This is a genomic window from Salmonella sp. NW884, assembly GCF_051700745.1.
Lineage (GTDB): Bacteria > Pseudomonadota > Gammaproteobacteria > Enterobacterales > Enterobacteriaceae > Salmonella > Salmonella enterica.
This window is the reverse complement of sequence record NZ_JAMMDE010000003.1, coordinates 269402-292724: the sequence shown is the minus strand read 5'-3', so window position 1 is coordinate 292724 and position 23323 is coordinate 269402. Positions and strand designations below refer to the sequence as shown.

General features: G+C 54.5%; 23 protein-coding genes. 11 read left to right on the top strand and 12 right to left on the bottom strand.

Translation table 11 applies throughout. The features are described from left to right. Positions 1-8: 8 nt before the first annotated feature. From fimH to fimA, 5 genes are all read right to left on the bottom strand, one after another. Entirely contained in the window at positions 9-1016 is a 1008-nt protein-coding gene (fimH, locus tag NA197_RS09355; protein WP_023234227.1) for a type 1 fimbria D-mannose specific adhesin FimH, read from the bottom strand. A gap of 14 nt (positions 1017-1030) precedes the next feature. Continuing rightward, the gene (locus NA197_RS09350) at positions 1031-3643 is read right to left on the bottom strand and encodes a fimbrial biogenesis usher protein (protein WP_064043173.1); all 2613 of its coding nucleotides are present in this window, start codon (positions 3641-3643) and stop codon (positions 1031-1033) included. A gap of 30 nt (positions 3644-3673) precedes the next feature. Further along, positions 3674-4366, bottom strand: coding sequence for a type 1 fimbria chaperone FimC (gene fimC, locus NA197_RS09345; protein ID WP_023227362.1), 693 nt, complete (start codon positions 4364-4366; stop codon positions 3674-3676). Positions 4367-4409: 43 nt separating this feature from the next. Continuing rightward, complete coding sequence (gene fimI / locus NA197_RS09340) at positions 4410-4943, bottom strand: type 1 fimbrial protein subunit FimI (protein WP_023227361.1); 534 nt, start codon at positions 4941-4943, stop codon at positions 4410-4412. A gap of 74 nt (positions 4944-5017) precedes the next feature. Beyond that, entirely contained in the window at positions 5018-5575 is a 558-nt protein-coding gene (fimA, locus tag NA197_RS09335) for a type 1 fimbrial protein subunit FimA (RefSeq protein ID WP_064043172.1), read from the bottom strand. A 546-nt stretch (positions 5576-6121) separates the two neighbouring features. On the opposite strand from fimA, the gene folD reads away from it, so the two are divergent. The 3 genes from folD (at position 6122) to NA197_RS09320 (ending at position 7878) form a co-directional block, all read left to right on the top strand. Continuing rightward, positions 6122-6988: a bifunctional methylenetetrahydrofolate dehydrogenase/methenyltetrahydrofolate cyclohydrolase FolD gene (folD, locus tag NA197_RS09330; RefSeq protein ID WP_000729165.1), complete on the top strand. Its 867-nt coding sequence runs from the start codon at positions 6122-6124 to the stop codon at positions 6986-6988. Between the two features lies 1 nt (position 6989). Further along, positions 6990-7202 (top strand): ribosome-associated protein YbcJ, encoded by a 213-nt coding sequence (ybcJ, locus tag NA197_RS09325; RefSeq protein WP_000190278.1) that lies wholly within the window; start codon positions 6990-6992, stop codon positions 7200-7202. A gap of 127 nt (positions 7203-7329) precedes the next feature. Further along, positions 7330-7878 carry a metal-dependent hydrolase gene (locus NA197_RS09320; RefSeq protein WP_064000534.1) on the top strand — a complete coding sequence of 183 codons (549 nt, stop codon included), beginning with the start codon at positions 7330-7332 and terminating at the stop codon, positions 7876-7878. A 90-nt stretch (positions 7879-7968) separates the two neighbouring features. Here the strand turns inward: NA197_RS09320 and cysS are convergent, their stop codons facing one another. Beyond that, positions 7969-9354 carry a cysteine--tRNA ligase gene (gene cysS, locus NA197_RS09315; protein WP_000912377.1) on the bottom strand — a complete coding sequence of 462 codons (1386 nt, stop codon included), beginning with the start codon at positions 9352-9354 and terminating at the stop codon, positions 7969-7971. A 172-nt stretch (positions 9355-9526) separates the two neighbouring features. On the opposite strand from cysS, the gene ppiB reads away from it, so the two are divergent. The 5 genes from ppiB (at position 9527) to mnmH (ending at position 13618) form a co-directional block, all read left to right on the top strand. After that, on the top strand, positions 9527-10021 hold the full coding sequence (gene ppiB / locus NA197_RS09310; RefSeq protein WP_000255991.1) for a peptidylprolyl isomerase B: 495 nt from the start codon (positions 9527-9529) through the stop codon (positions 10019-10021). 2 nt (positions 10022-10023) lie between these two features. Then, on the top strand, positions 10024-10746 hold the full coding sequence (lpxH, locus tag NA197_RS09305) for a UDP-2,3-diacylglucosamine diphosphatase (protein ID WP_050068235.1): 723 nt from the start codon (positions 10024-10026) through the stop codon (positions 10744-10746). 117 nt (positions 10747-10863) lie between these two features. Further along, positions 10864-11373, top strand: coding sequence for a 5-(carboxyamino)imidazole ribonucleotide mutase (gene purE, locus NA197_RS09300; RefSeq protein WP_064043171.1), 510 nt, complete (start codon positions 10864-10866; stop codon positions 11371-11373). Next, positions 11370-12437 carry a 5-(carboxyamino)imidazole ribonucleotide synthase gene (purK, locus tag NA197_RS09295; protein ID WP_001577736.1) on the top strand — a complete coding sequence of 356 codons (1068 nt, stop codon included), beginning with the start codon at positions 11370-11372 and terminating at the stop codon, positions 12435-12437. Before purE ends, purK begins: the two co-directional genes overlap by 4 nt. A gap of 95 nt (positions 12438-12532) precedes the next feature. After that, positions 12533-13618: a tRNA 2-selenouridine(34) synthase MnmH gene (mnmH, locus tag NA197_RS09290; RefSeq protein ID WP_064000532.1), complete on the top strand. Its 1086-nt coding sequence runs from the start codon at positions 12533-12535 to the stop codon at positions 13616-13618. A gap of 28 nt (positions 13619-13646) precedes the next feature. Here mnmH and NA197_RS09285 read toward each other — a convergent pair whose 3' ends face one another. The 6 genes from NA197_RS09285 to ybbA form a co-directional block, all read right to left on the bottom strand. Continuing rightward, positions 13647-14306, bottom strand: a complete 660-nt coding sequence (locus NA197_RS09285; RefSeq protein WP_000342247.1) for a methionine ABC transporter permease — start codon at positions 14304-14306, stop codon at positions 13647-13649. Then, positions 14299-15315 carry a virulence-associated ABC transporter ATP-binding protein SfbB gene (sfbB, locus tag NA197_RS09280; RefSeq protein WP_000569667.1) on the bottom strand — a complete coding sequence of 339 codons (1017 nt, stop codon included), beginning with the start codon at positions 15313-15315 and terminating at the stop codon, positions 14299-14301. Before sfbB ends, NA197_RS09285 begins: the two co-directional genes overlap by 8 nt. Before the next feature lie 36 nt (positions 15316-15351). Beyond that, a complete protein-coding gene (locus tag NA197_RS09275) occupies positions 15352-16182 on the bottom strand; it encodes a MetQ/NlpA family ABC transporter substrate-binding protein (RefSeq protein ID WP_000524317.1) in 831 nt (276 codons plus the stop codon). A 256-nt stretch (positions 16183-16438) separates the two neighbouring features. Further along, a complete protein-coding gene (locus NA197_RS09270) occupies positions 16439-17572 on the bottom strand; it encodes a porin (protein WP_000152862.1) in 1134 nt (377 codons plus the stop codon). A gap of 185 nt (positions 17573-17757) precedes the next feature. Next, positions 17758-20172 carry a putative ABC transporter permease subunit YbbP gene (gene ybbP, locus NA197_RS09265; RefSeq protein ID WP_064043170.1) on the bottom strand — a complete coding sequence of 805 codons (2415 nt, stop codon included), beginning with the start codon at positions 20170-20172 and terminating at the stop codon, positions 17758-17760. After that, a complete protein-coding gene (ybbA, locus tag NA197_RS09260) occupies positions 20169-20855 on the bottom strand; it encodes a putative ABC transporter ATP-binding protein YbbA (RefSeq protein WP_001110598.1) in 687 nt (228 codons plus the stop codon). Before ybbA ends, ybbP begins: the two co-directional genes overlap by 4 nt. Between ybbA and tesA the strand changes: the two genes are divergently transcribed. The 3 genes from tesA to cnoX all read left to right on the top strand — a co-directional run bounded on the left by tesA (position 20826) and on the right by cnoX (position 23279). Further along, positions 20826-21440 carry a multifunctional acyl-CoA thioesterase I/protease I/lysophospholipase L1 gene (gene tesA / locus NA197_RS09255; RefSeq protein WP_001010574.1) on the top strand — a complete coding sequence of 205 codons (615 nt, stop codon included), beginning with the start codon at positions 20826-20828 and terminating at the stop codon, positions 21438-21440. The genes ybbA and tesA overlap by 30 nt on opposite strands. Before the next feature lie 154 nt (positions 21441-21594). Beyond that, positions 21595-22365: an SDR family oxidoreductase gene (locus tag NA197_RS09250; RefSeq protein ID WP_001172804.1), complete on the top strand. Its 771-nt coding sequence runs from the start codon at positions 21595-21597 to the stop codon at positions 22363-22365. 59 nt (positions 22366-22424) lie between these two features. Further along, positions 22425-23279, top strand: a complete 855-nt coding sequence (gene cnoX / locus NA197_RS09245; RefSeq protein WP_000116060.1) for a chaperedoxin — start codon at positions 22425-22427, stop codon at positions 23277-23279. The last annotated feature ends 44 nt before the right edge of the window (positions 23280-23323 follow it).

The window sequence follows — 23323 nt, the reverse complement described above, 5'->3', positions numbered from 1 at the left end:
ATACCTCCTTAATCATAATCGACTCGTAGATAGCCGCGCGCAGTAAACGGCCCTTCCGCCGGTTTATTCCCCGTCACGCTGATCGGCCAGGCGCGAATACCTACGCGAGCGGCGGCGTTATCATCAAGATGAAACGGAATTTTACTCGACAAATTATTGGGTGTGAGCGGCGTACCGTTGCTATTAGCAACTACAAAACCTAAATCCGGATTATCGGACACCATCGCCTGCCCTGAGGCCTTTTCGGCTTCAAGCCGCATCGATAAATAGGCCTGCGCCGCGACGTTAGTACATTTGATAGCAATGGTTTTCGTTTGCGGCGTGACGCCTTGCGGACGATTACCCGCTCCCGCCTGACTAAATAACGACGCGCCGATATCGCCGAAATCAAACTCCACGACCTGTCCGGCATTCACTTCACAGTTTTGCGGTACTTCCACTTTGCCGCTGTAGCTAATGGTATATACCGGCGTGCTCAACGCGTCGCCGGTAGAGGTCGTCACATAGACGGTAAACATTGTCTGGCGGGGGATCGTCACCATATTAATAAAAGGCCGTATCACTTTTAATTTAAAAACCAGCTTTGAGTCCTGCACGCCAAACGGCTTTTGCTGCGACACGTTATAGTCGACGCCCATGAGAATATAGTTACGGGGCGGATAAAATACGCCAGCGACACTATCGGTGATGCTCATCGCGCCCAGAAGGTAGTCATTCAGCTTGAGGTATTTAAAATTTCCTTCGGTGCTTTGTACCGGTAATTCTGATACATAGCTTCGGTAGGTATAATTCACCGTTGTCCCCGCCGGGCACGTCGCGTTTACGCCGACCCAACCTGATTTTTCCGGCAGCGTCACCACCTGTCCCGGCTGATTATTGCCGCTGGTGAAAACATCTGACAGGTCGTAAAAGATATCGGTCGCCGTCCCGTTTGAATTGCGGCAAACCGTCGCCAGCGCGGGATGGGTGAAAAAGAGTGCGGTCCCCGCCAGCAATAGCGCTGAGTATATTTTCATCTCTATTTTTCCTTTTATGACGCCGGACGGATACAGGTTGCGCTGGCTATCGTAATCGCCTGCTTCAGGCTATCCTCCGCTAGGGCGTAAGGGGCGATACAACGCGCGTTTTTCCCCTCTCCCCACTGGATGAACAGTTCACCTTTTAGCGGCAAGCCGCTCAGATAAATTTGTCCGTCATCGCCGACCATACTGGTAATGCCGCTGGCGGTTTCTCGTACTATCGCGCCAAACGGTAACGGACGTCCGCCAAGCCTCGCGGTAATGATTGCCCTTACGCCTATCCGCGTATCAAAAGCGGCCCGCACCAGCGCGCCTTCAGTCGGCACCACGCTGCTGACGTTATTTTCGACATCGGTATGGTTGTCCATCGTGTTGGTATCTAATGCGACGCGGTTATAGCGATATACCGTGGCGTAGGGCATTACCGCATAGCCCCGCCAGTCCGTTTTCACGCCGGTCTGGTTTTCGATGCGCACGCCTTTCGCTCCCGGCGCTTTAATCAAGACATTGGTATCGCCCAACGGTTGGCTAAACGTAATACCATCCGCATGACCGACCACGCCGCCGGAAAGTTGCCAGTTATAGTCATGCTGATCGCGATCGTAGTTATATCCCACGCCCAGCGTGCCATACGCCGCCTGCCAGCTAGCGCTGGCGCTGCCGCTATAACCATTGGTACTGCTACGCCCCTGCGTCACGCTGTAGCTCAGATTACGTCCTTCCAGAAGCGTGCCGCCCACGCCGCTCTGCCAGCTATTGTCGCCGTCGCGGTTGCGGTTGGCGTTAAACGTGGCATAAGTACGATCAAGAATAGTGTCGCGCGCATAACGCCGTCCGGTCAGAACGCTAAACGGAACGGACATATTGAATGCCAGAATGCGATCGGCGCCTGAGATCCCCACCGACTCGCTCCACGACCATGACAGCGAATAACTTATGCCTTGCCATCCACTGGCGTATCCCAGTTGATACCAGGTATTGGTATCCGCCGTATTCCAGTAATTTTGTTGACTGCCGGAAAGATACAGTGACCCGTAATCTCCCAGGTTTTGCGAAATATTGACCTGAAAGCGGCCTTTTTTGCTGTAGCGGAGATTGTGGTAGCTCTGCGCCACCGGCACTTTATGGCGGCGTCCGTCGCTATCGTATTCGTAGTCGTACCCTTCCATACTGCGGTATGCCACATCATCCAGGGTGTAAAATCCGCGCGTGGAATAGCGGTAACCCAGCAATTGAAAATTAGTCCCGTAATTATTCAGCGATTTGGCGTACAGAAAACGCAACGATTGCCCCTGATGGATGCTGTCATCTGCCAGTTGGCTACGCGCATGTGTGACATCGACCGACACGGCACCCCAGTCGCCCAAATTTCGCCCCGCCCCGACCACCACAGCACGGTAACGATCGGCAAGTTGCGTACCGCCGTAAGCCGTCAGCCCCGCAGGCAGGCCGGCAATCACCGTTCCCTGGAAAAAGAATGGCGAAGACTGCTGACTATTGCCGCTGCGAAAATCCCCGGCCACCAGGTCATACTTCACCCTGCCCTCACGCTGCAATAGCGGAACGGTAGAGTAAGGCACCGTGTAACGTTGTTGGCTACCGTCTTTTTCATCTACCGTCACCTCAAGGTCGCCGCTGGAAGAGGTAGGATTAAGATCGGTAATCGCAAACGCGCCCGGCGACACATAGCTTTGGTAGATAACATACCCGTTCTGTCGTATCGTCAGCTTTGCCGCCGTCCGGGCGATCCCTCTGACCGTGGGGGCGTAGCCCTGCAGGCTATCGGGATACATATTGTCAGAAGAGTACAGCCGCGCTCCGCGAAAGCCGACGCTGTCGAAAACATCGTTCCCGGTATTGCTGTCCCCCATGACCAGTTCGCTTTTTAGCGGAATGATGGCGCGCTGTACCCAGGTGCCAATGTTGTTCCAGCGTTGCGAATGATAGCCGTCCCCTTTCGAATAGTTCCAGGCTCCGTTATTACGCAGCCGCCAGGGGCCATAGTTCAAGCCGCTCGACAGACTCAAAAAATAGCTATCGCTGTCTGTTCCGCGGCTACCGGTAAAACTGTAATTAATGAGTGCGGCAGGTATCCCTTCATCCCACTCTTCCGGCGGGATATAGCCACGCGCGCTGTTGAGCAATGACGCCTGCGGCAAGCTAATGTTTAAGCGCATCGACGCGAAATCAAACGCGACCTCCGCGCCCGGGATTTTCTCAGGAAGGTGAATACACGTGGTATCGACGCCTTTATCTGAGACAGGGAACACCGCGGTATTCACGCCCAGCCGTTTAATCCACTCCGGTGTAAAACAAGGCATCAGGCCGCCGGATTTATCGCCGGCGCCCACGGCGCCCGCCTCAAAACGAATATCCTGCGTCGCTACGAATTCGTCGTTACGCCAGATATCCACCCGGTAAATACCGGGAGGCTGATGATTACCTTTTTCAAAGCGAGATAAATCCGCCACGGACGCGGTATCCGCCGACAAAAACGCAGGGTTGAAATAACTTTCGCCGCGGCTCGTCAGCGGACACAGCGCCGCCAGCACCGACAGCGCCACGCCGCTTAACGGTGATACATAGCCGGGAAATCGCCCTACAAACCAGGTTGTCTTCTTCATCGTGTTCTCGTGTGGCTTCACGCTCTCTGCTTAACCGAGACTGGCCGTTGTCGCCGACGTCAATGCGCCGTAATCATTGACGGTCTGAAATGTCACGCTGCCCTGCGCGCCAGTCGGTAAGGGAATTTGCATGTCGCTTTTTGGCGCGATCATCACGTTATCAATCTTTTTCGCGCCCACGCTGATATTGACCAGCGTGAGGTAATAAGCAGATGGGTTGGTTATCTTGAGATGGTTGCCGACACGGGAAAATTTCAGCAAGGTCGGCGCGTCTTCCGGCGTCTGCGGCAAATTCGCCGGACGCACGAACAGTTTGATGCGCGACAGAATCGCCAGTTGCAGAACGTTTTTTCCTTCAATATGACTTTTATCGACCGACGGGATGGCTTTCACGTTCATCCAGAATAACGACTCCCGATCCCCGGGTAGCGGTTGCCCGGCGTAGATAATACGCAGCGTGTTTTCGCTTTTGGGTTCGCTGACGAATAAAGGCGGCGTAACGATAAACGTTTTTTCTTTCTGCTCGGCGTTATTTTCGATCCATGAATTGACGAGGTAACGTTCTTGAGTATCGCTATTACTGATTGCCAGAGAAGTCTGCTTCGCCGCCGAGGGATAAATAACTCGCGTGGCGCCTAATGCAATCCCCCCCGCCGCCTGTACGTTCAGCGAAGTAAATAACGTGAGAAGAACAATAAAGCCTACTTTTATACTATTCAGCATGGTAAAAAATACCTTTTGCATTGAGTCACGTCGGCAAGAAAATTCATGGGTAAACCAGCGTAAACCACACTTCTGAATGAATTCGTCCCGGCGTCATATTTTCTGAAATTGCCCGATAGCGGGCGGTAAAATGCAAAGTCATTTCTGACGTTAAAATGGGCGCGTAATGAAGCGGTAATGTGTTAGGTATGATTTGCCGCTGCTGGTCATCAAATAACGCCAGGCCGATTCCGGCATTACCGATACCTTCGCCGCTGGCCAGAAAAACATGGGGATCTTCCGCAGGCGTAACGCCGGCAAACGCAATGCCGACATGACGCCAGACCTCCGCGCTACAGGAGATTAACCGTAACGAAAATGGAACGCTGACGGGAGCGAAGCTGCCAGGACCGGTAAACGCATTCGTGCGGTACTGTCCCATCAGTACGCGCAAATCCTGGCTTTCTGTGGCGACAGCGCAGCCGCCATTGACCAGTTGTCCGCGCAGGTGAATACGCCCGCTCTCCACCATTACCGGCTTCGCAATAACGGGCGACATCAAAGTAAGCCCCACTAGCGCCGCGCCTTTCCTTATCATCTGCTATGTTCTCTTTTATCCCCGATAGCCTCTTCCGTTGAGGCGCCTCCCTTCCCTGGCGTTCCCTGACGGGATTATTCGTATTTCATGATAAAGGTGGCGTCGGCATTAGCCTGGCCTGGCGTCGCGGCGGCGGCGGTTGCCTTATAGCGTGCGGTAAAACGCAGCGTATTGGTGCCTTCAACCAGCGCCTGCTTCGCCGAGAAGGTCGCGCCGTCCGGCTTCAACGGTGAGGAGGTGTTATCAAGAATCTCAATCCCGACGCCGGTTGCGGTAGTGCTATTGTCCGCAGAGGAGACCGCCAGCAAATTAGTGTTGGTGTTATCTGCCTGACCAGAGAAAGCCACGGCAGCGGTGGCCGCCACTTTTGGATCGCAGTCATTCAGGACGATGGAGAAAGGCACCTGCGCGGTCGTATCACCAATCGCCGTAAAGCTGGCGGTACGGTATTGACCCAGCGTCACCGTTTGATCGGCGGATTTAGTGCTAACGGCACAGGCTGCATTAACCAGTTTACCTTCGAAATGAATAGTACCGCCACTCACGCTCACCGGAGTAGGATCAGCCGCAACCGCTGCGCCAGCGACAAACATCAGACTCGCAATAGTAGAGGTCATTAATTTATATTTCATGGATTTCCCTTGAATTACACACACCCGGTTTCGGCATCCTGTCGGCTCCGTTTGAATTATTATCGACATAGCATGTCAGAAAAGTTATCTCTGCATCCTGTAAAGATAGATATCGCAGATTAATTAGTTTTCTGTTTCTCCCCTGAGTATCAGACGCAGTAATTAATCTTTGCGAATATGACATTTCGTCACGGTAATAAATTAAACATTTCGCTAAATAAAAAATAGCCGCAAACTCTTTTAATGACCTAAGCTAATTCTTATTGGGATATAAGAAGGGTCTAATCTTATTTTGTATAAAATGTCGCATTATGCCGCCCGATGCTATTAACGGCGAGGGATTACGGTAACCATAGCCAGGGTGATGAATTGTTTCTTTTTGGTTAATCATGGCGCGCTTACGAGTCACGTCTCAGCATCGGCAACGAACGGGGGAGACGTCGCGTTTGCATCGGAAACACAAACGTTAACTGACAGCGAGGCCCGCTTCTGACAAAATAGCGTTATCCCCTTTGACTTGAAGTAACAGATGGAATCTTCTCTCTGATGGCAGCAAAGATTATTGACGGTAAAACGATTGCGCAGCAGGTGCGATCTGAGGTTGCTCAAAAAGTTCAGGCACGCGTCGCAGCGGGTCTTCGCGCTCCCGGCCTGGCTGTGGTGTTGGTCGGCAGCAATCCGGCCTCACAGATTTATGTCGCAAGCAAACGTAAAGCGTGCGACGAAGTGGGATTCGTCTCCCGCTCCTATGACCTGCCAGAAACCACCAGCGAAGCCGAACTGCTGGCGCTTATCGATACTCTGAATGCAGATAACACGATCGACGGTATTCTGGTGCAGTTGCCTTTACCGGCAGGCATCGACAACGTTAAAGTGCTGGAGCGTATCGCGCCGGATAAAGACGTAGACGGTTTTCATCCTTATAATGTCGGTCGTCTGTGCCAGCGTGCGCCGCGCCTGCGTCCCTGTACGCCCCGCGGTATAGTGACCCTGCTTGAGCGTTACAATATTGATACCTACGGCTTGAATGCGGTGGTCATTGGCGCGTCCAATATCGTTGGACGCCCAATGAGCATGGAGCTGCTGCTGGCTGGCTGTACGACTACCGTTACGCACCGCTTTACCAAAGATCTGCGTCACCATGTCGAGCATGCTGATTTGCTCATTGTCGCCGTAGGTAAACCGGGCTTTATTCCCGGCGAATGGATTAAAGAAGGCGCAATTGTGATTGATGTCGGTATTAACCGTCTGGAAAATGGCAAGGTCGTTGGCGACGTCGTGTTTGACGAAGCCGCGGCGCGCGCGTCATACATCACGCCAGTACCGGGCGGCGTCGGCCCGATGACGGTCGCCACGCTTATCGAAAACACGCTGCAGGCGTGCATTGAATATCACGATCCACAAGGAAAATAACATGGCGACATTCTCTTTAGGCAAGCACCCGCACGTCGAGCTGTGCGATCTGCTCAAGCTGGAAGGCTGGAGCGAAAGCGGCGCGCAGGCGAAAATCGCCATTGCCGACGGGTTGGTGAAGGTTGATGGCGCGGTTGAAACGCGTAAACGCTGCAAAATTGTCGCCGGGCAAACCGTTAGCTTCGAAGGCCAAAGTGTGAACGTCGTGGCCTGATACAGAGTGCCGGATAGCGACGCAAAGCGTCTTATCCGGCCTGATTACGCTGTCTTTTCAGATAATCATCCACTTAATCCTCTGCGTTCCAACTGCTAGCATGGCTATTTCCCTGTGAACCATCGCTATGCCTACCGTTATCACCCACGCCGCCGTTCCTCTGTGTCTTGGCGCAGGCTTAGGCCTGAAAGTTATCCCTCCTCGCCTGCTGTTTGCCGGTGTTTTGCTGGCGATGCTCCCCGATGCCGACGTGCTGGCCTTTAAATTTGGCGTCGCCTACGGCAACGTGTTCGGCCATCGCGGATTTACCCACTCTTTACTTTTCGCATTCGTCCTCCCCCTGTTGTGCGTACTCGCGGGACGACGATGGTTTCGAGCTGGGCAGGTGCGCTGCTGGCTATTTTTAACCGTTTCATTGTTGTCGCACAGCCTGCTGGATTCGATAACCACGGGTGGTAAAGGCGTCGGATGGCTGTGGCCGTGGTCAGATGAACGTTTTTTTGCGCCCTGGCAGGTGATTAAAGTCGCGCCGTTCGCGCTTTCAAGCTACGCCACGCCGTATGGGCATCAGGTGATTATTTCGGAGCTGCTATGGGTGTGGCTACCGGGAGGCGTGCTAATGGGGATATTGGGCTGGCACAGATGGCGTATAGGGGACGAAAAGCGGGCTCGCTAATGTCGGACGGCGCTACGCTTACCCGACCTGTAGATTTCATCTCAGGTAGGCCGGATAAGACGCCCTGCGTCTTATCCGGCAATACGGCAATTACTTACGCCGCCAGGTGGTGCCCTGCGGGCCATCTTCCAGAATAATACCCATTTCAGTGAGACGATCGCGCGCCGCGTCCGCCGCCGCCCAGTCTTTCGCTTTACGGGCATCCAGACGCTGTTGAATCAAGGCTTCAATTTCCGCAACTTCACCGTCATCCGCCTGCGCGCCGCTTTGCAGGAAAACATCCGGCTCCTGCTCCAGCAGTCCCAGCACGCCGGAAATCTTCCGCAGATGAGACGCCATCGCATTCGCGGCGGTCATATCTTCGCCCTTCAGACGGTTGACTTCACGCGCCATGTCAAACAGGACGGAGTAGGCTTCCGGCGTATTGAAATCGTCATTCATCGCCTCCACGAAACGCGCTTCAAACGCTTCGCCGCCCGCCGGGGCCGCTGATTTATCCGTTCCACGCAATGCAGTGTATAACCGCTCCAGCGAGGCGCGCGCCTGCTTGAGGTTCTCTTCGCTGTAGTTCAGTTGGCTACGGTAATGCCCGGACATCAGGAAGTAGCGCACGGTTTCCGCATCGTAGTATTTCAGCACGTCGCGCACGGTAAAGAAGTTGCCCAGCGATTTGGACATCTTCTCGCGATCCACCATCACCATACCGGAGTGCATCCAGTAGTTGACGTATTCGCCGTCATGCGCGCAGGTAGACTGGGCAATCTCGTTTTCATGGTGCGGGAACATCAGATCGGAACCGCCGCCGTGAATATCAAAATGGTTGCCCAACTGCTTGCAGTTCATCGCCGAACATTCAATGTGCCAGCCCGGACGCCCTTCGCCCCACGGCGACGGCCAGCTCGGCTCGCCCTCTTTCGACATTTTCCACAGCACGAAGTCCATCGGGTTACGCTTCACGTCAACGACATCCACGCGCGCGCCCGCCTGAAGCTGCTCAAGATCCTGACGGGAAAGCTGCCCATAAGTCGGATCGGTCGGTACATCAAACATCACATCGCCGTTATCCGCCACATAGGCGTGCCCTTTCTCGATTAAGGTGCGGGTGAGTTCGATAATTTCCTGAATATGGTGCGTCGCACGCGGCTCGCTGTCCGGACGCAGAATATTCAGCGCGTCGAAGTCCTGATGCATTTCCGCAATCATTCTGTCGACCAGCGCGACAAAACTTTCGCCGTTTTCATTGGCGCGTTTAATAATTTTATCGTCGATATCGGTAATGTTACGCACATACTTCAGCTTATAACCGAGAAAACGCAAATAGCGCGCGACAACGTCAAAAGCGACAAACGTGCGTCCGTGGCCAATGTGGCAGAGATCGTAAACGGTGATACCACACACGTACATGCCGACTTCCCCGGCATGAATGGGTTTGAATTCCTCTTTTTGGCGCGTCAGTGTATTAAAAATTTTTAACATCGAAGATTCCGTATAGACGTGTGTGGGTAATAATCTCCGTATGATACATATTATTCGTAATCGAAGCAGCACACTTTGCAAGGTGATCGCAGCTTACGGTTATGCTATAACAAGCCCCTATATGTGCCCCATTGCGGGCTAAAGCACCACTCTCTTGGAACAGGATGCAAAAATGGTTACTTTCCACACTAATCACGGCGATATCGTAATCAAAACCTTTGATGATAAAGCGCCTGAAACAGTTAAAAACTTCCTGGACTACTGCCGCGAAGGTTTTTACAACAACACCATTTTCCACCGTGTGATTAACGGTTTTATGATTCAGGGCGGCGGCTTTGAGCCGGGCATGAAACAGAAAGCCACCAAAGAGGCGATCAAAAACGAAGCCAACAATGGTCTGAAAAATACCCGTGGTACGCTGGCGATGGCGCGTACTCAGGCACCACATTCGGCTACCGCGCAATTCTTCATCAACGTGGCAGACAACGACTTCCTGAACTTCTCCGGCGAAAGTCTGCAGGGCTGGGGCTACTGCGTCTTTGCGGAAGTTGTAGAAGGTATGGACGTGGTAGATAAAATCAAAGGCGTCGCCACTGGCCGTAGCGGTATGCACCAGGACGTACCAAAAGAAGACGTCATCATTGAAAACGTGACCGTCAGCGAGTAATCGTGGCGACACTGTTTATTGCAGACTTGCATCTGCAAACGGAAGAACCGGCGATCGTCGCCGGTTTTCTGCGTTTTTTAGCCGTAGAAGCCCGCCAGGCCGACGCGCTGTATATTCTTGGCGATCTCTTCGAGGCCTGGATTGGCGACGACGACCCCAACCCGCTACATCGTGAAATGGCCGTTGCCATTAAATCGCTGGTTGATTCCGGCGTCCCCTGCTTCTTTATTCATGGTAATCGCGACTTCCTGATTGGCAAACGCTTTGCCCGCGAAAGCGGCATGACGCTACTGCCGCAGGAAAAAGTGCTCGACCTGTATGGCCGCAATGTGTTGATTATGCACGGCGATACGCTCTGTACCGATGATGCCGGATATCAGGCGTTTCGCGCCAAAGTCCATAATCCGTGGGTTCAACGGCTGTTCCTTACCCTGCCGCTGTTTATCCGCCGCCGTATCGCCGCCAGAATGCGCGCCGGCAGTAAAGCCGCCAACAGCAGCAAATCGCTGGATATTATGGACGTCAATGCGCAGACCGTCGTCGCCGAAATGGAAAAACACCGCGTACAGTGGCTGATTCACGGTCACACCCACCGCCCGGCGGTGCATGAACTTTCCGCCAACGGCCAGCCCGCGTTCCGCGTGGTGTTAGGCGCATGGCATCATGAAGGTTCAATGGTAAAAGTCACGCCGGACAACGTGGAGTTAATCGCCTTCCCCCTGTAAATGTTCGTCGAATCGTCCGTTACGGCGCACACGCAACCGTTTTCCTTGCCTGATTATCATGCTATTCTCTGACACCTCAAAAGCAGCGTGTCCCGCACCACAGGAGTTTTAAGACGCATGTCTTCCCGCAATAATCTGGCGCGTGTCGCCATCGTGATGGGGTCCAAAAGCGACTGGGCTACCATGCAATTCGCCGCCGAAATTTTTGAAATTCTGGATGTCCCGCACCATGTAGAAGTGGTTTCCGCCCATCGCACCCCCGATAAACTGTTCAGCTTCGCCGAAACGGCGGAAGAGAACGGATATCAAGTGATTATTGCCGGCGCGGGCGGCGCGGCGCACCTGCCAGGAATGATTGCGGCAAAAACGCTGGTCCCGGTACTCGGCGTGCCGGTACAAAGCGCTGCGCTAAGCGGCGTGGATAGCCTTTACTCCATCGTGCAGATGCCGCGCGGCATTCCGGTGGGTACGCTGGCGATCGGCAAAGCCGGTGCCGCGAACGCCGCCCTGCTCGCCGCGCAGATTCTGGCGCAACACGACGCGGAACTGCATCAGCGCATTGCCGACTGGCGCAAAGCGCAAACCGATGAGGTTCTGGAAAATCCCGATCCGCGGGGGACGCTATGAAGCAAGTTTGCGTTCTCGGCAACGGACAACTGGGCCGAATGCTGCGCCAGGCGGGCGAACCGCTGGGTATCGCCGTCTGGCCGGTTGGCCTGGATGCAGAGCCTACCGCCGTTCCGGTACAGCAGAGCGTCATTACCGCAGAGATTGAGCGCTGGCCGGAAACCGCGCTTACCCGCGAGCTGGCGCGCCACCCGGCCTTCGTCAATCGCGATGTATTTCCGATCATCGCCGACCGTCTGACACAAAAACAGCTTTTCGATAAACTGGGACTCGCGACCGCGCCGTGGCAACTGCTGACCAGCGCCGACGAGTGGTCCGGCATCTTTGACCGCCTGGGCGAACTGGCGATTATTAAGCGTCGCGTTGGCGGCTACGACGGTCGCGGGCAGTGGCGTCTACGCGCGGACGAAATCGGGCAACTGCCGGATGACTGCTATGGCGAATGTATTGTTGAGCGCGGCATCCATTTTTCCGGCGAAGTGTCGTTAGTCGGCGCGCGCGCTCATGACGGCAGTACCGTGTTTTACCCGCTAACGCACAATTTGCATCAGGACGGCATCTTGCGGACCAGCGTCGCGTTCCCACAGGCGAACGCCGAACAGCAGGAGCAGGCGGAATCGATGCTGTCAGCAATTATGCAGGCGTTGAACTACGTCGGCGTAATGGCGATGGAATGTTTTATCACGCCGGAAGGCCTGTTAATCAATGAACTGGCGCCGCGCGTGCATAACAGCGGACACTGGACGCAAAATGGCGCCAGCATCAGTCAGTTTGAATTGCATTTGCGCGCGATTACCGGCCTGCCGTTGCCCGCGCCGGTGATTAACGCCCCGTCGGTGATGATCAATCTGATCGGCAGCGAGCTGAATTACGACTGGCTGAAGCTGCCGCTGGTACATCTGCACTGGTATGATAAAGCGGTACGTCCGGGGCGAAAAGTCGGCCATCTGAATCTGACCGACAGCGATACGTCACGTCTTAGCGCCACCCTGGAAGCGCTCTCTCCGCTCCTGCCGGGCGAATACGCCAGCGGCATTATCTGGGCGCAAAGTAAGCTTAAATAACACATAAAATGCCGGGAGAATGATCTTCCCCTTTCCCGGCTCCTCCCTCAGCGCGTAAAATCTCGCTATTGCTGTTTTGTTTTTCGGGATTACACATGAACGATGGAACGGACTATCGCGCGCTCCTCCTTGCCGATACGCCTTTAATTGATGTACGCGCGCCGATTGAGTTTGAACAGGGCGCCATGCCGGGCGCTATCAACCTGCCATTGATGATGGATGACGAGCGAGCCGCCGTCGGCACCTGCTACAAACGTCAGGGCGCGGATGCGGCGTTAGCGCTGGGGCATCGGCTGGTTTGCGGGGACATTCGCCAGCAGCGGCTTGAGGCCTGGAAAGCCGCGTATCAACGTTTCCCCAACGGGTATCTGTGCTGCGCGCGCGGCGGTCAGCGGTCACATATCGTACAACGTTGGCTGCAAGAAACAGGGATTGACTGCCCGCTTATTGAAGGCGGCTATAAAGCGCTGCGCCAGACAGCAATTCAGGCGACCTGGCAACTGGCGCAAAAACCGATACTTTTAATTGGCGGCTGTACGGGCAGCGGCAAAACGCAACTGGTGCGACAACAGCCCAACGGCGTGGATCTGGAAGGTCTTGCGCGTCATCGCGGCTCCTCTTTTGGCCGCACGCTGAACCCCCAGCTCAGCCAGGCCAGTTTTGAAAACAAACTTGCCGTTGAATTGCTGAAAATTAACGCGCGTCAGACGCTAAAAAGGTGGGTACTGGAAGATGAAGGGCGAACGATCGGCGCCAACCATCTGCCTGAGTGTTTACGCGAAAGAATGGCGCAGGCCCCCATTGCGGTAGTGGAAGATCCGTTTGCGCTTCGTCTGGAACGACTGCGTGAAGAGTATTTCATCCGTATGCATCACGACTTCACCCACGCCTACGGCGATGAAGCCGGTTGGCAGGCGTATAGTGAATATCTTCATCATGGACTGTTCGCTATTCGCCGCCGTCTGGGGTTGCAACGCTTTGCCGAACTGACGGACACGCTGGATAGGGCGCTGGCAGAGCAATTATCCAGCGGCAGCACCGACGGCCATATGGCATGGCTGGTTCCGCTACTTAACGAATATTACGACCCAATGTATCGCTATCAACTGGAGAAAAAAGCCGCGAATATCGTTTTTCGCGGCCCATGGCAAGACGTTGCCAACTGGCTAAAAGCGCAATAGCTTACTTTTATTGCCGGCTGACGCCGGCTTAGTGTCTGTCGCGCTTGTCGGCACGTTTTGCCAGCCAGTCGCCCAGCATCTGAACGACCTGAACCAGCACAATCAACGCCACCACGGTAACAACCATCACTTCGGTTTCGTAACGGTAGTAGCCATAGCGAATCGCCAGGTCGCCTACCCCGCCGCCGCCGACAATCCCGGCCATCGCCGAGTAGCCGATTAAGCTTACCAATGTAATCGTCAGGCCGCGCAGCAGCCCTGCGCTGGCTTCCGGCAACAGTACGGTACAGATAATACGCATCGGACTAGCGCCGAATGCCAGCGCCGCCTCAATAATCCCTTTATCGACTTCACGGAGCGCGCTATCTACCAGGCGTGCATAAAACGCGATTGCGGCCACCGACAGCGGGACGGAGGCTGCAATCGGGCCAATGGTATTGCCCAGCAAAAGCTGCGTTAGCGGCAGTAACAGCACCAGTAAAATAACAAATGGCACCGAGCGGATAATATTCACCAGAACCGAGGCGACGAGATAAATAAAACGGTTCTGCCAGAACAGATGACGATCGGTGACAAAAATCAGAAAACCGAGCGGTAGACCGCCAAGAATCGCCAGCACCGTTGAAATACTCAACATCTGGAAAGTTTCATTGAACGCCAGCGTTAAATCCGGCAATAAATCATCCACGGATCACCTCCACCTGTGCGGTACGTTGACGGATATGCTCCACGGCGGCGGCCACCGCCGTTGGATTATGCGGCGCGGTTAATTGCACCACCAGAATGCCCAACGCGCGTTCGCCGATATATTCAATCTTGCCATGCAGGATATTGACCGCGACGCCAAACTTGATCGCCACCTCCGACAGTACCGGCTGCTCCGCCGAATCGCCGATAAACAAAATTTTCAGCAACTGCCCGGGCAGGTGTTCCCGTAAACGTTCCGGCAGGGTCAAATTAAGGGTATGAGACACCAGTTGCTGTGTGAAAGCGTGTTGCGGGTGGGCAAACACATCAAACACCTCGCCCGATTCCACAACCTTACCGCCCGACATCACCGCCACTCGATCGCAAATAGATTTGATCACGTTCATTTCATGGGTGATCAGCACAATAGTAATCCCGAGCTGTGCGTTGATCTGTCTGAGCAGGGCCAGAATCGTGGCGGAAGTTTCCAGATCCAGCGCGGAAGTCGGTTCATCACACAGCAAAACATCCGGATGGTTAGCGATGGCGCGGGCTATCCCCACCCGCTGTTTTTGCCCGCCGCTGAGCTGTACCGGGAAACGGTTCGCTTTATCGGCAAGGCCCACCAGCGTTAAAATTTCCGCCACCCGCGGCGCGATTTTGCTGCGTTCCCAGCCAGCCGCTTTCAGGCTAAACGCAACGTTTTGCGCCACTGTCCGGGTATGCATTAAGTTAAAATGCTGGAAAATCATACCAATACGCTGCCGCGCCTGGCGTAACGCTTTTCCGTCCAGCGCCGAAATTTCCACGCCGTTGACGTTGACGCGCCCCTGGCTGGGACGCGTTAAGGCGTTCAGGGTACGCAGCAGCGTGCTTTTTCCTGCGCCGCTGGTACCGACAATGCCAAAAATCTCGCCCGCGGCGATATGCAGGCTCACATCATCCACCGCGCGCGTGGAGGTACCGCGCCCGGCGGTAAAATCGACGCAGACTTTTTCTATTTCAATCATATTCACCTCAGAAATTGGGGATGGCCACCGCTGCGATCAGGGTGTCGCGGTCATCCATTCCGGTTTCTGGAAGGCGCTATAAATATTCTTTGGATCGTCGATAACCGCGCGATAAGCCGGCGATTTCACCGCCTCGACAATATCTTTGGCAAACGGCTTATCGGCATCTTCACTGCGTACCGCAATGATATTTTTCAGGTTCTCATCCAGGTGTTCCTGCTTAATCGCGCTGGAGAGATCGAGTCCTGCCGCCACCGCAAAGTTCCCGTTAACCAGCGCGCCGGTCACGCCATCCAGCGTGCGCGGTAGCTGTGCGGCTTCCAGCGGTTTGAAAACCAGTCCTTTTGGATTGCTGGCGATATCTCGTTCAGAGGCTTTGGTCGGATCGATATTGTCCTTAATCGTGATAAGCCCCAACGATTGCAGGAAGCGAAGGCCGCGCGCCAGGTTGGTCGGATCGTTGGAGAGGGTAATAATGTCCCCTTTTTTAAGCGCATCCAGGCTGTTGATTTTACGTGAATAGAAGCCCATCCCGGCGGTCGGTACCACAATAAGTTTGCTGAGCTTCAGCCCTTTGTCAGCGGTGAATTTGTCAAAATAGAGGGTATGTTGAAAGAGGTTGGCGTCGATGCTGCCATTAGCTAACGCCATATTGGGCTGGACATAGTCGCTAAACTCGCGCACCACGACCTTATACCCTTTTTCTTTTAATGTCGGCGCAATCGCCTGCTTCACCATGTCGCCATACGGCCCTGGCGCGACGCCAAATACGATCGTTTGCGGGGAACTATCGGCATGGGCAAACTGTAATCCGCAGGCCAGTAATAGCGTGCTGGCCGCAATGCGTAAACTCTGACGCAATCCCATAATTTCTCCATTTTAAATAGTGTGATGCTGTGCCGGATGCCGTTCATGCGGCATCGTCTGTTTTGGCCCAAACGAAAGGCTATTTCTTAACATGACACAGATCACAGCCTGCTGTCCTTGAAATTATTTCATGATGTTTCCTGGTGTGTCGTTAAATGTACGAGGCAGGCGCTCAGGCGTGTGTCAGGCGGGAATGGCGTAAAGGGAAATGCCGGATAAGAGGTCTTAACGCCAACATCCGGCAGAGGAAAACGCTTTAGAAATCGTAACGCAGACGCACCAGGTTCATATCGCCCAGATTGTCAGTGCTGGAGGTGAAAACATGTTCATAATCAACGCGGAAACCATAATCCAGTTGGAAGGTGATCCCCACGCCGTTATCGGTGCGCAGATAGTCGCGGCCATTCACATATTCAATGCGGTCGCCCATAAAGTACGGTTGAATAGCTTTCACGGCATACTGACCAATCGGGAAAGCGTAACCGACAAAATATTCCAGACCCCACGCATCGCCGGCAAAGTAATCATTCACAGACACTTTTTTGGTCGTCATAAAGTTCTGATACCAACCGCCGCCTGCGGCGATAGTCCAGTTTTCCGGCGTCCAGCTTAACGCGGTACCGACAATATTTTGATCGTAAGTTTTATTGCCGTTGCCGCGCATCTCCGCACGGGTATAGTTCCATGCCGTCCCCCAGGTCAGATCGTCGGTGAGATGGTAATCCGCGCCTAAAGAACCGCCGCCTTTACGCTTGTAATTCAGGCCGTTATTGGCATTATAATCGTCGCTGAACAGATAAGATGCGTAGAGATCGACATTGCCAATGCTTTTCTTATACTTCAATGACTTACGCGTGCGATAAGAACCATCGTAGTCGCCGTTAATCCCGTTGCCCGGCGCCTGACCTATCATGTCGTAATCCCAGATATCGGTTTTTACGCCCACCACATCGTAATAAATGCTGTTCTGTTGACCGAAGGTCAGCGTTCCCCACGTCGCGCTCTTGAAGCCGGTATACAGCATACGGCGAGTGGTATCAGTCGCGCCCTTCGCATAATGGTTATCCCAGTCAAATACCGCAGGGATATTGACGCCCAGCTCGTAATAGCTAATCCAACTGATATCATCAAACAGATAATAATCCGCGGCGAAGCGGAAACGCGTCCCGCCATCAAAACCATTACGTTTATAACCGTTCGCGCCGTCATTGCCGGTCATATTCTGGAACTGCGGACGAATACTCCCGCCGACGGTGAAATTGAGTCGGCTGAGTGGATTACCCGCCTGGGGATCTTGTTTTAAAACGGTGATTTCCGCCTGAGTGGCGAAAGGCATGAAAGCCATTGCCGCGCCGATCGATGCCGCCAACGCTGTTATTTTAATTGTCATTATATTTTCCTTGATAGATAGCCAATCCAAATCATTTAGCAGGCAAATAATAACTGTTATAAAACCTTACGTGTTGTGTATTTTTTAATGATTTGTGCTACTAAAAATCAAGGAGTTATCAATTTGTGCGACTAAAAAAGTACGCGCCGTTTTAAAAACCGGCGCGAAATTATTCACATCATGAATCATCCGTTAAACTGTCGGAATAGCGCTTTGCCTTTCAGCAAACGAACGCCAAGCCAGCCGCCGCATACGGAAAGCAGCAGCGCGCCGCAAAACGGCAGTGCGCCCCATAAACGCCAGTCCGGCTCCCAGGGGAAATCAAAAACGTTGATTTGTAAGATCGCCAGCGCCGTTTCCGCGCCAATCGCGGCGACCAGCCCGGCAACTAACCCCAGCATGGCGAATTCGCACCAGAGTGTGGTACGCAACAGTTTCTTTCCGGCTCCTAATGTGCGCCACACCACCAGCTCCTGATGGCGCTGACGCATCCCGACCTGTACCTGGGCCAGTAATAGCAACATGCCGCAGAGGGTGACTAGCACAACCATCACCTCCAGCGCCCGACTGACCTGCTCCAGCACCTGTCCCACTTGTTTCAGGATCGCCCCGATATCTAACAGGCTGACGGTAGGAAACTCGCGGTTAAGCTGCGTTAACATGCCGTTGCCATTCTCCCAGCGAAAACTGGTCAACCAACTTTGTGGTTGCCCGTCCAGCGCCCCGGAAGGAAAAATGAAGAAAAAGTTGGGCCGCAGGCTTTCCCAGTCCACTTGACGCAGGCTGGTGACTTTAGCGCTAAACGCCTGGGTATCGCCCATAAAGGTTACGCTATCGCCGAGTTTGACGTTCAGCCGCTTCGCCAGCCCCTCTTCCATGGAGACTTCGCCCGGTTTTGGCGGCCAGTGACCGGCGACCAGCGGATTATGCGCCGGGCGCGTATCCTGCCAGGTCAAATTCAGTTCACGGTTGAGCGACTCATCCTGCTGACCTTCCGTCGGATTACCGTTTATCTTCGTTAACCGCGCCCGCACAATCGGATAAAACGTCTGCGGAATCACCTGATGTTCCGCCAAAAAGGCTTTCAGCGGCGCGACCTGATCTGAAGCAATATTGATAAGGAAATAGTTCGGACTTTCCGGCGGGAGCTGCTGTTGCCAGCGATCAAGGAGATCGCCGCGCAGCACCAGCAAGAGCGCCAGCAGCATAAACGAAAGCGAAAACGCCGAAAGCTGACTCAACGTTGACCACGGCTGACGCAGCAGTCGGCTGACGGCCAGACGCAGCGGTAGCGACGTCAACGTCATGCCGCGCAGCACGTTAAGCAGCATCCAGCCCACCAGACCGCACAGCAGCGCCAGTATCACGGCGCCCGCCAGAACCGCCCACAACAGCATACTTCCGCCCATCAATCCGGCGAGCAGCGCCACCACGACGGCGCAGGCGACAGGCAAATAAATTTTTAACGGCCAGACGCGAGCGACAACATCGCGGCGCAGCACCCGTAGCGGCTGGGTCGCCAGCAACAATCGATAAGGCCGTAAACCGACCAGCAGAGAGATGACCGTCATCGCGCCCAGCGCCCACAGCCAGGGCCACAGGCTAGCGGGCGGCAAATCGGCGGGCAGTACCGGTTTTAGCAGCACCAGCAATATGTTTTCAAACAGTAACCCAATCGCGCCTCCCGTGACGGCGGAAAGCCCCAGCACCATCAACCACTGTCCGATAATAAGTTTACGCAACTGGGCCCGGCCCGCGCCCAACGTTTTTAAAATCGCCACCAGATCGTAGCGGCTACGGCAGTAATGGCTCATCGCCACCGCGACGGCAGCTACCGCCAGCAGTAGCGTTAATAACGCCGAAAGCAGCAAAAACTGCTGCGAACGTTCGAGCGATTTCCCCAATGCCCCGTCATCCTGCTCCAGCCCGTACCAGCGATGTTCCGGTTTAAGCTGCGGTAACAGCCAGCTTTCATAGCCAGCAAGCTGTTGCGGCGTTCCGCCGAATTTATACCGCCACATCACGCGGCTCCCCGGCTGTATCGCACCGGTTTTTGCCACATCGGCCATATTCATCATCAGACGCGGCGCCATCTGAAAAGGGTTAAATCCGGAATCCGGCTCCTGCACCACTTCACCGGCAATACGCAAGGTCACGTCGCCGACATCAATGGTATCGCCCGTTTTCAAATTAAGCAGCGCCATCAGACGCGGCGCCAGCAGTACGCTACCCGGCTGCGGTTTCACTCCGCCAGGACGGGTTTGCAATTCGCCGTACATCGGATAAACGCTATCTACCGCCTTCACGCTGGCCAGTTGCGGCGTATCGCCGGCAAACGTCATGGTCGCAAAGGTTAACTGCTCGCCCACGTTAAGACCGCGTTTACGCGCCTCTTCAAGCCAGGCTTTCGGTACCTCCCGCGAACTTTGCAGCGTCCGATCGCCTGCCATAAACTCGCGGCTTTGCTGACTTAACCCTTTTTCCATCCGGTCGCTGATACTGCCGAGCGCCAGTACGCAGGCCACCGCCAGACTCAACGCCAGCCAGACAATAATCAGCGACGGCGAGCGCCATTCGCGCCAGAACCAGCGGGCTATCATGCCTCCTCCTGTAACTGACCGTTGACCAACCGCAGCCGCCGGTCGCAGCGCGCCGCCAGCGCCGGGTCGTGCGTCACCAGAATCAGCGTGGTGCCGTGCTCGCGGTTAAGCGAAAATAGCAGGTCGGCGATTTTATCTCCGGTCTGACGGTCAAGGTTGCCCGTCGGCTCATCGGCAAACAGCACATCAGGACGCCCGTTAAACGCGCGCGCCAGCGCTACGCGCTGCTGTTCGCCGCCGGAAAGCTGTGCCGGAAGGTGGTCAAGCCGTTTTCCCAGTCCCAGTTGTTCGAGCAGCGCTTTCGCCCCCGCCTTACTCTGACCGCTGTTTTCACCGCGTAGCAGGGCCGGTAGTTCAACGTTTTCCAGCGCGTTAAGCGTAGGAATAAGCATGAAGGATTGAAAAACAAAACCGACATGCTGAGCGCGAAGCTGCGCCCGCGCCTCTTCGTCCATCTGGTGAAGCGGTTTCCCGACCAGACTGACCTCTCCGCTACTGCCGTCATCCAGTCCGGCGAGAATCGCCAGCAGCGTAGATTTTCCCGATCCTGATTCGCCAATCAGCGCAATGGTTTCGCCGCGTTTGACAACCAGTTCAACTCCGGTAAGGATGGAAAGCTCATGCTCACCCTGACCGACGGACTTCCTGAGACGATGAACTTCAACACTGTTTTCCGCTGGCATTTGCCCTTCCTGTTTTTGATCCTGTTAACTTTCCGTGCCGCCGCCGCAGACACCTTATTAATTCTGGGCGATAGCCTCAGCGCCGGTTACCGTATGGCCGCCAGCGCGGCATGGCCGTCGCTCCTTAATGATAAATGGCAAAACAAAACGTCGGTCGTTAATGCCAGTATAAGCGGAGATACCTCGCAGCAGGGACTGGCGCGTTTGCCGGCACTGTTGCAACAGCATCACCCGCGCTGGGTAGTGGTGGAGCTTGGCGGCAACGATGGCCTACGCGGTTTTGCGCCTGCGCAAACCGAACAGACGCTACGTAAAATCATTCAGACGGTGAAAGCCGCCGATGCCCAACCGTTACTGATGCAAATTCATCTGCCCGCTAACTACGGTCGCCGTTATAATGAATCCTTTAGCGCCATTTATCCTAAGCTCGCCAAAGAGTTCGATATTCCTCTGTTACCGTTTTTTATGGAAGAGGTATATCTGAAACCGCAGTGGATGCAGGATGACGGCATTCATCCCAACCGCGACGCCCAGCCGTTTATTGCCGACTGGATGGCGAAGCAGTTGACCCCTTTTCTCTCCTGAATAATTCGAGTTGCATGAGGGCGGCACGTAAGAGAATGTCCAGGAGCATAGATACCTATGTGACTGGAGTAAACGAACGCACAGGCAACTTGAAGTATGACGGATATAGTTAACCACGACTCTTAAATCAACGGAGATCCTGACAGGTAAAGTTATGCAAAAATCGGTCTTAATAACAGGATGTTCCAGCGGAATCGGTCTGGACAGCGCGCTTGAACTTAAACGCCAGGGCTTTCAAATCCTGGCGGGCTGCCGCAAACCTGATGATGTCGCCCGGATGAACAGTATGGGATTTACCGGCGTGTTGATCGATCTCGACTCCCCTGAAAGCGTGGATCGTGCCGCCGATGAAGTGATCGCCCTGACCGATAATCGTCTGTATGGGATCTTTAACAATGCCGGCTACGGCGTGTATGGCCCCCTTTCCACCATCAGCCGTGAGCAGATGGAGCAACAGTTTTCCAGTAATTTCTTCGGCGCGCATCAGCTTACTATGCGCTTACTTCCGGCCATGTTGCCGCATGGCGAAGGACGCATTGTGATGACCTCATCGGTGATGGGGCTGATTTCCACCCCAGGGCGCGGCGCTTACGCTGCCAGCAAATATGCGCTCGAAGCCTGGTCTGACGCGCTACGTATGGAGCTACGGCACACAGGCATTAAAGTGAGTCTGATAGAACCGGGACCAATTCGTACCCGTTTTACGGATAACGTTAACCAGACGCAGCGTGATAAACCGGTAGAAAATCCCGGCATCGCCGCACGTTTCACCCGCGATCCTGACGCGGTAGTAGCGAAAGTACGTCATGCTTTTGCAAGCGATAAACCCAGGCTGCGCTATCCCGTTACGCTGGTCACCTGGGCAGTGATGGCGCTGAAACGCCTATTGCCGGGCCGGATGCTGGATAAAATTTTACAAAGCTGAGTTGAAGCGCGCCCGTCAGCCCCCATGTAAACGTGACACAGACAAAAGAGAGCGACGCCATGTCCGTACAGAACATTGTCAATATTAATGAATCCAACCTGCAGCAGACCTTAGAGCAGTCCATGACCACGCCGGTACTGTTCTATTTCTGGTCTGAACGCAGCCAACACTGTCTGCAATTAACGCCAGTGCTGGAAAGTCTGGCTGCCCAGTACCACGGTCAGTTTATTCTGGCAAAGCTGGACTGCGACGCCGAACAGATGATCGCCGCTCAGTTTGGTCTGCGCGCCATCCCGACAGTCTATCTGTTCCAGAATGGCCAACCGGTCGATGGTTTTCAGGGGCCGCAGCCGGAAGAGGCGATCCGCGCTCTGCTGGATAAAGTACTGCCGCGTGAAGAAGAGCTAAAAGCGCAGCAAGCGATGCAGTTAATGCAGGAGGGCAACTACATTGACGCGCTGCCGTTGCTCAAAGACGCCTGGCAGCTCTCTTCGCAGAACAGTGAGATTGGCCTGTTACTGGCGGAAGCGCAAATTGCGCTGAACCGCTCTGAAGAGGCCGAAGCGGTATTAAAAACTATCCCGCTACAGGATCAGGATACCCGTTATCAGGGGCTGGTTGCGCAGATCGAACTGCTTAAACAGGCGGCGGATACGCCGGAAATTCAGCAACTTCAGCAGCAAGTCGCGGAGAATCCGCAGGATGCGGCTTTGGCAACGCAACTGGCGTTGCAGTTGCACCAGGTCGGACGTAATGAAGAAGCGCTGGAATTGCTGTTCAGCCATCTGAGAAAAGATCTTGCCGCCGCCGAGGGACAGACGCGCAAAACCTTCCAGGAGATCCTTGCCGCGCTCGGCACCGGCGACGCGCTGGCGTCGAAATACCGCCGCCAGTTGTACGCGCTACTGTATTAATCCTCTCTTGCCTGATGGCGCGCTTATCTGGCCTACCTGTCGTC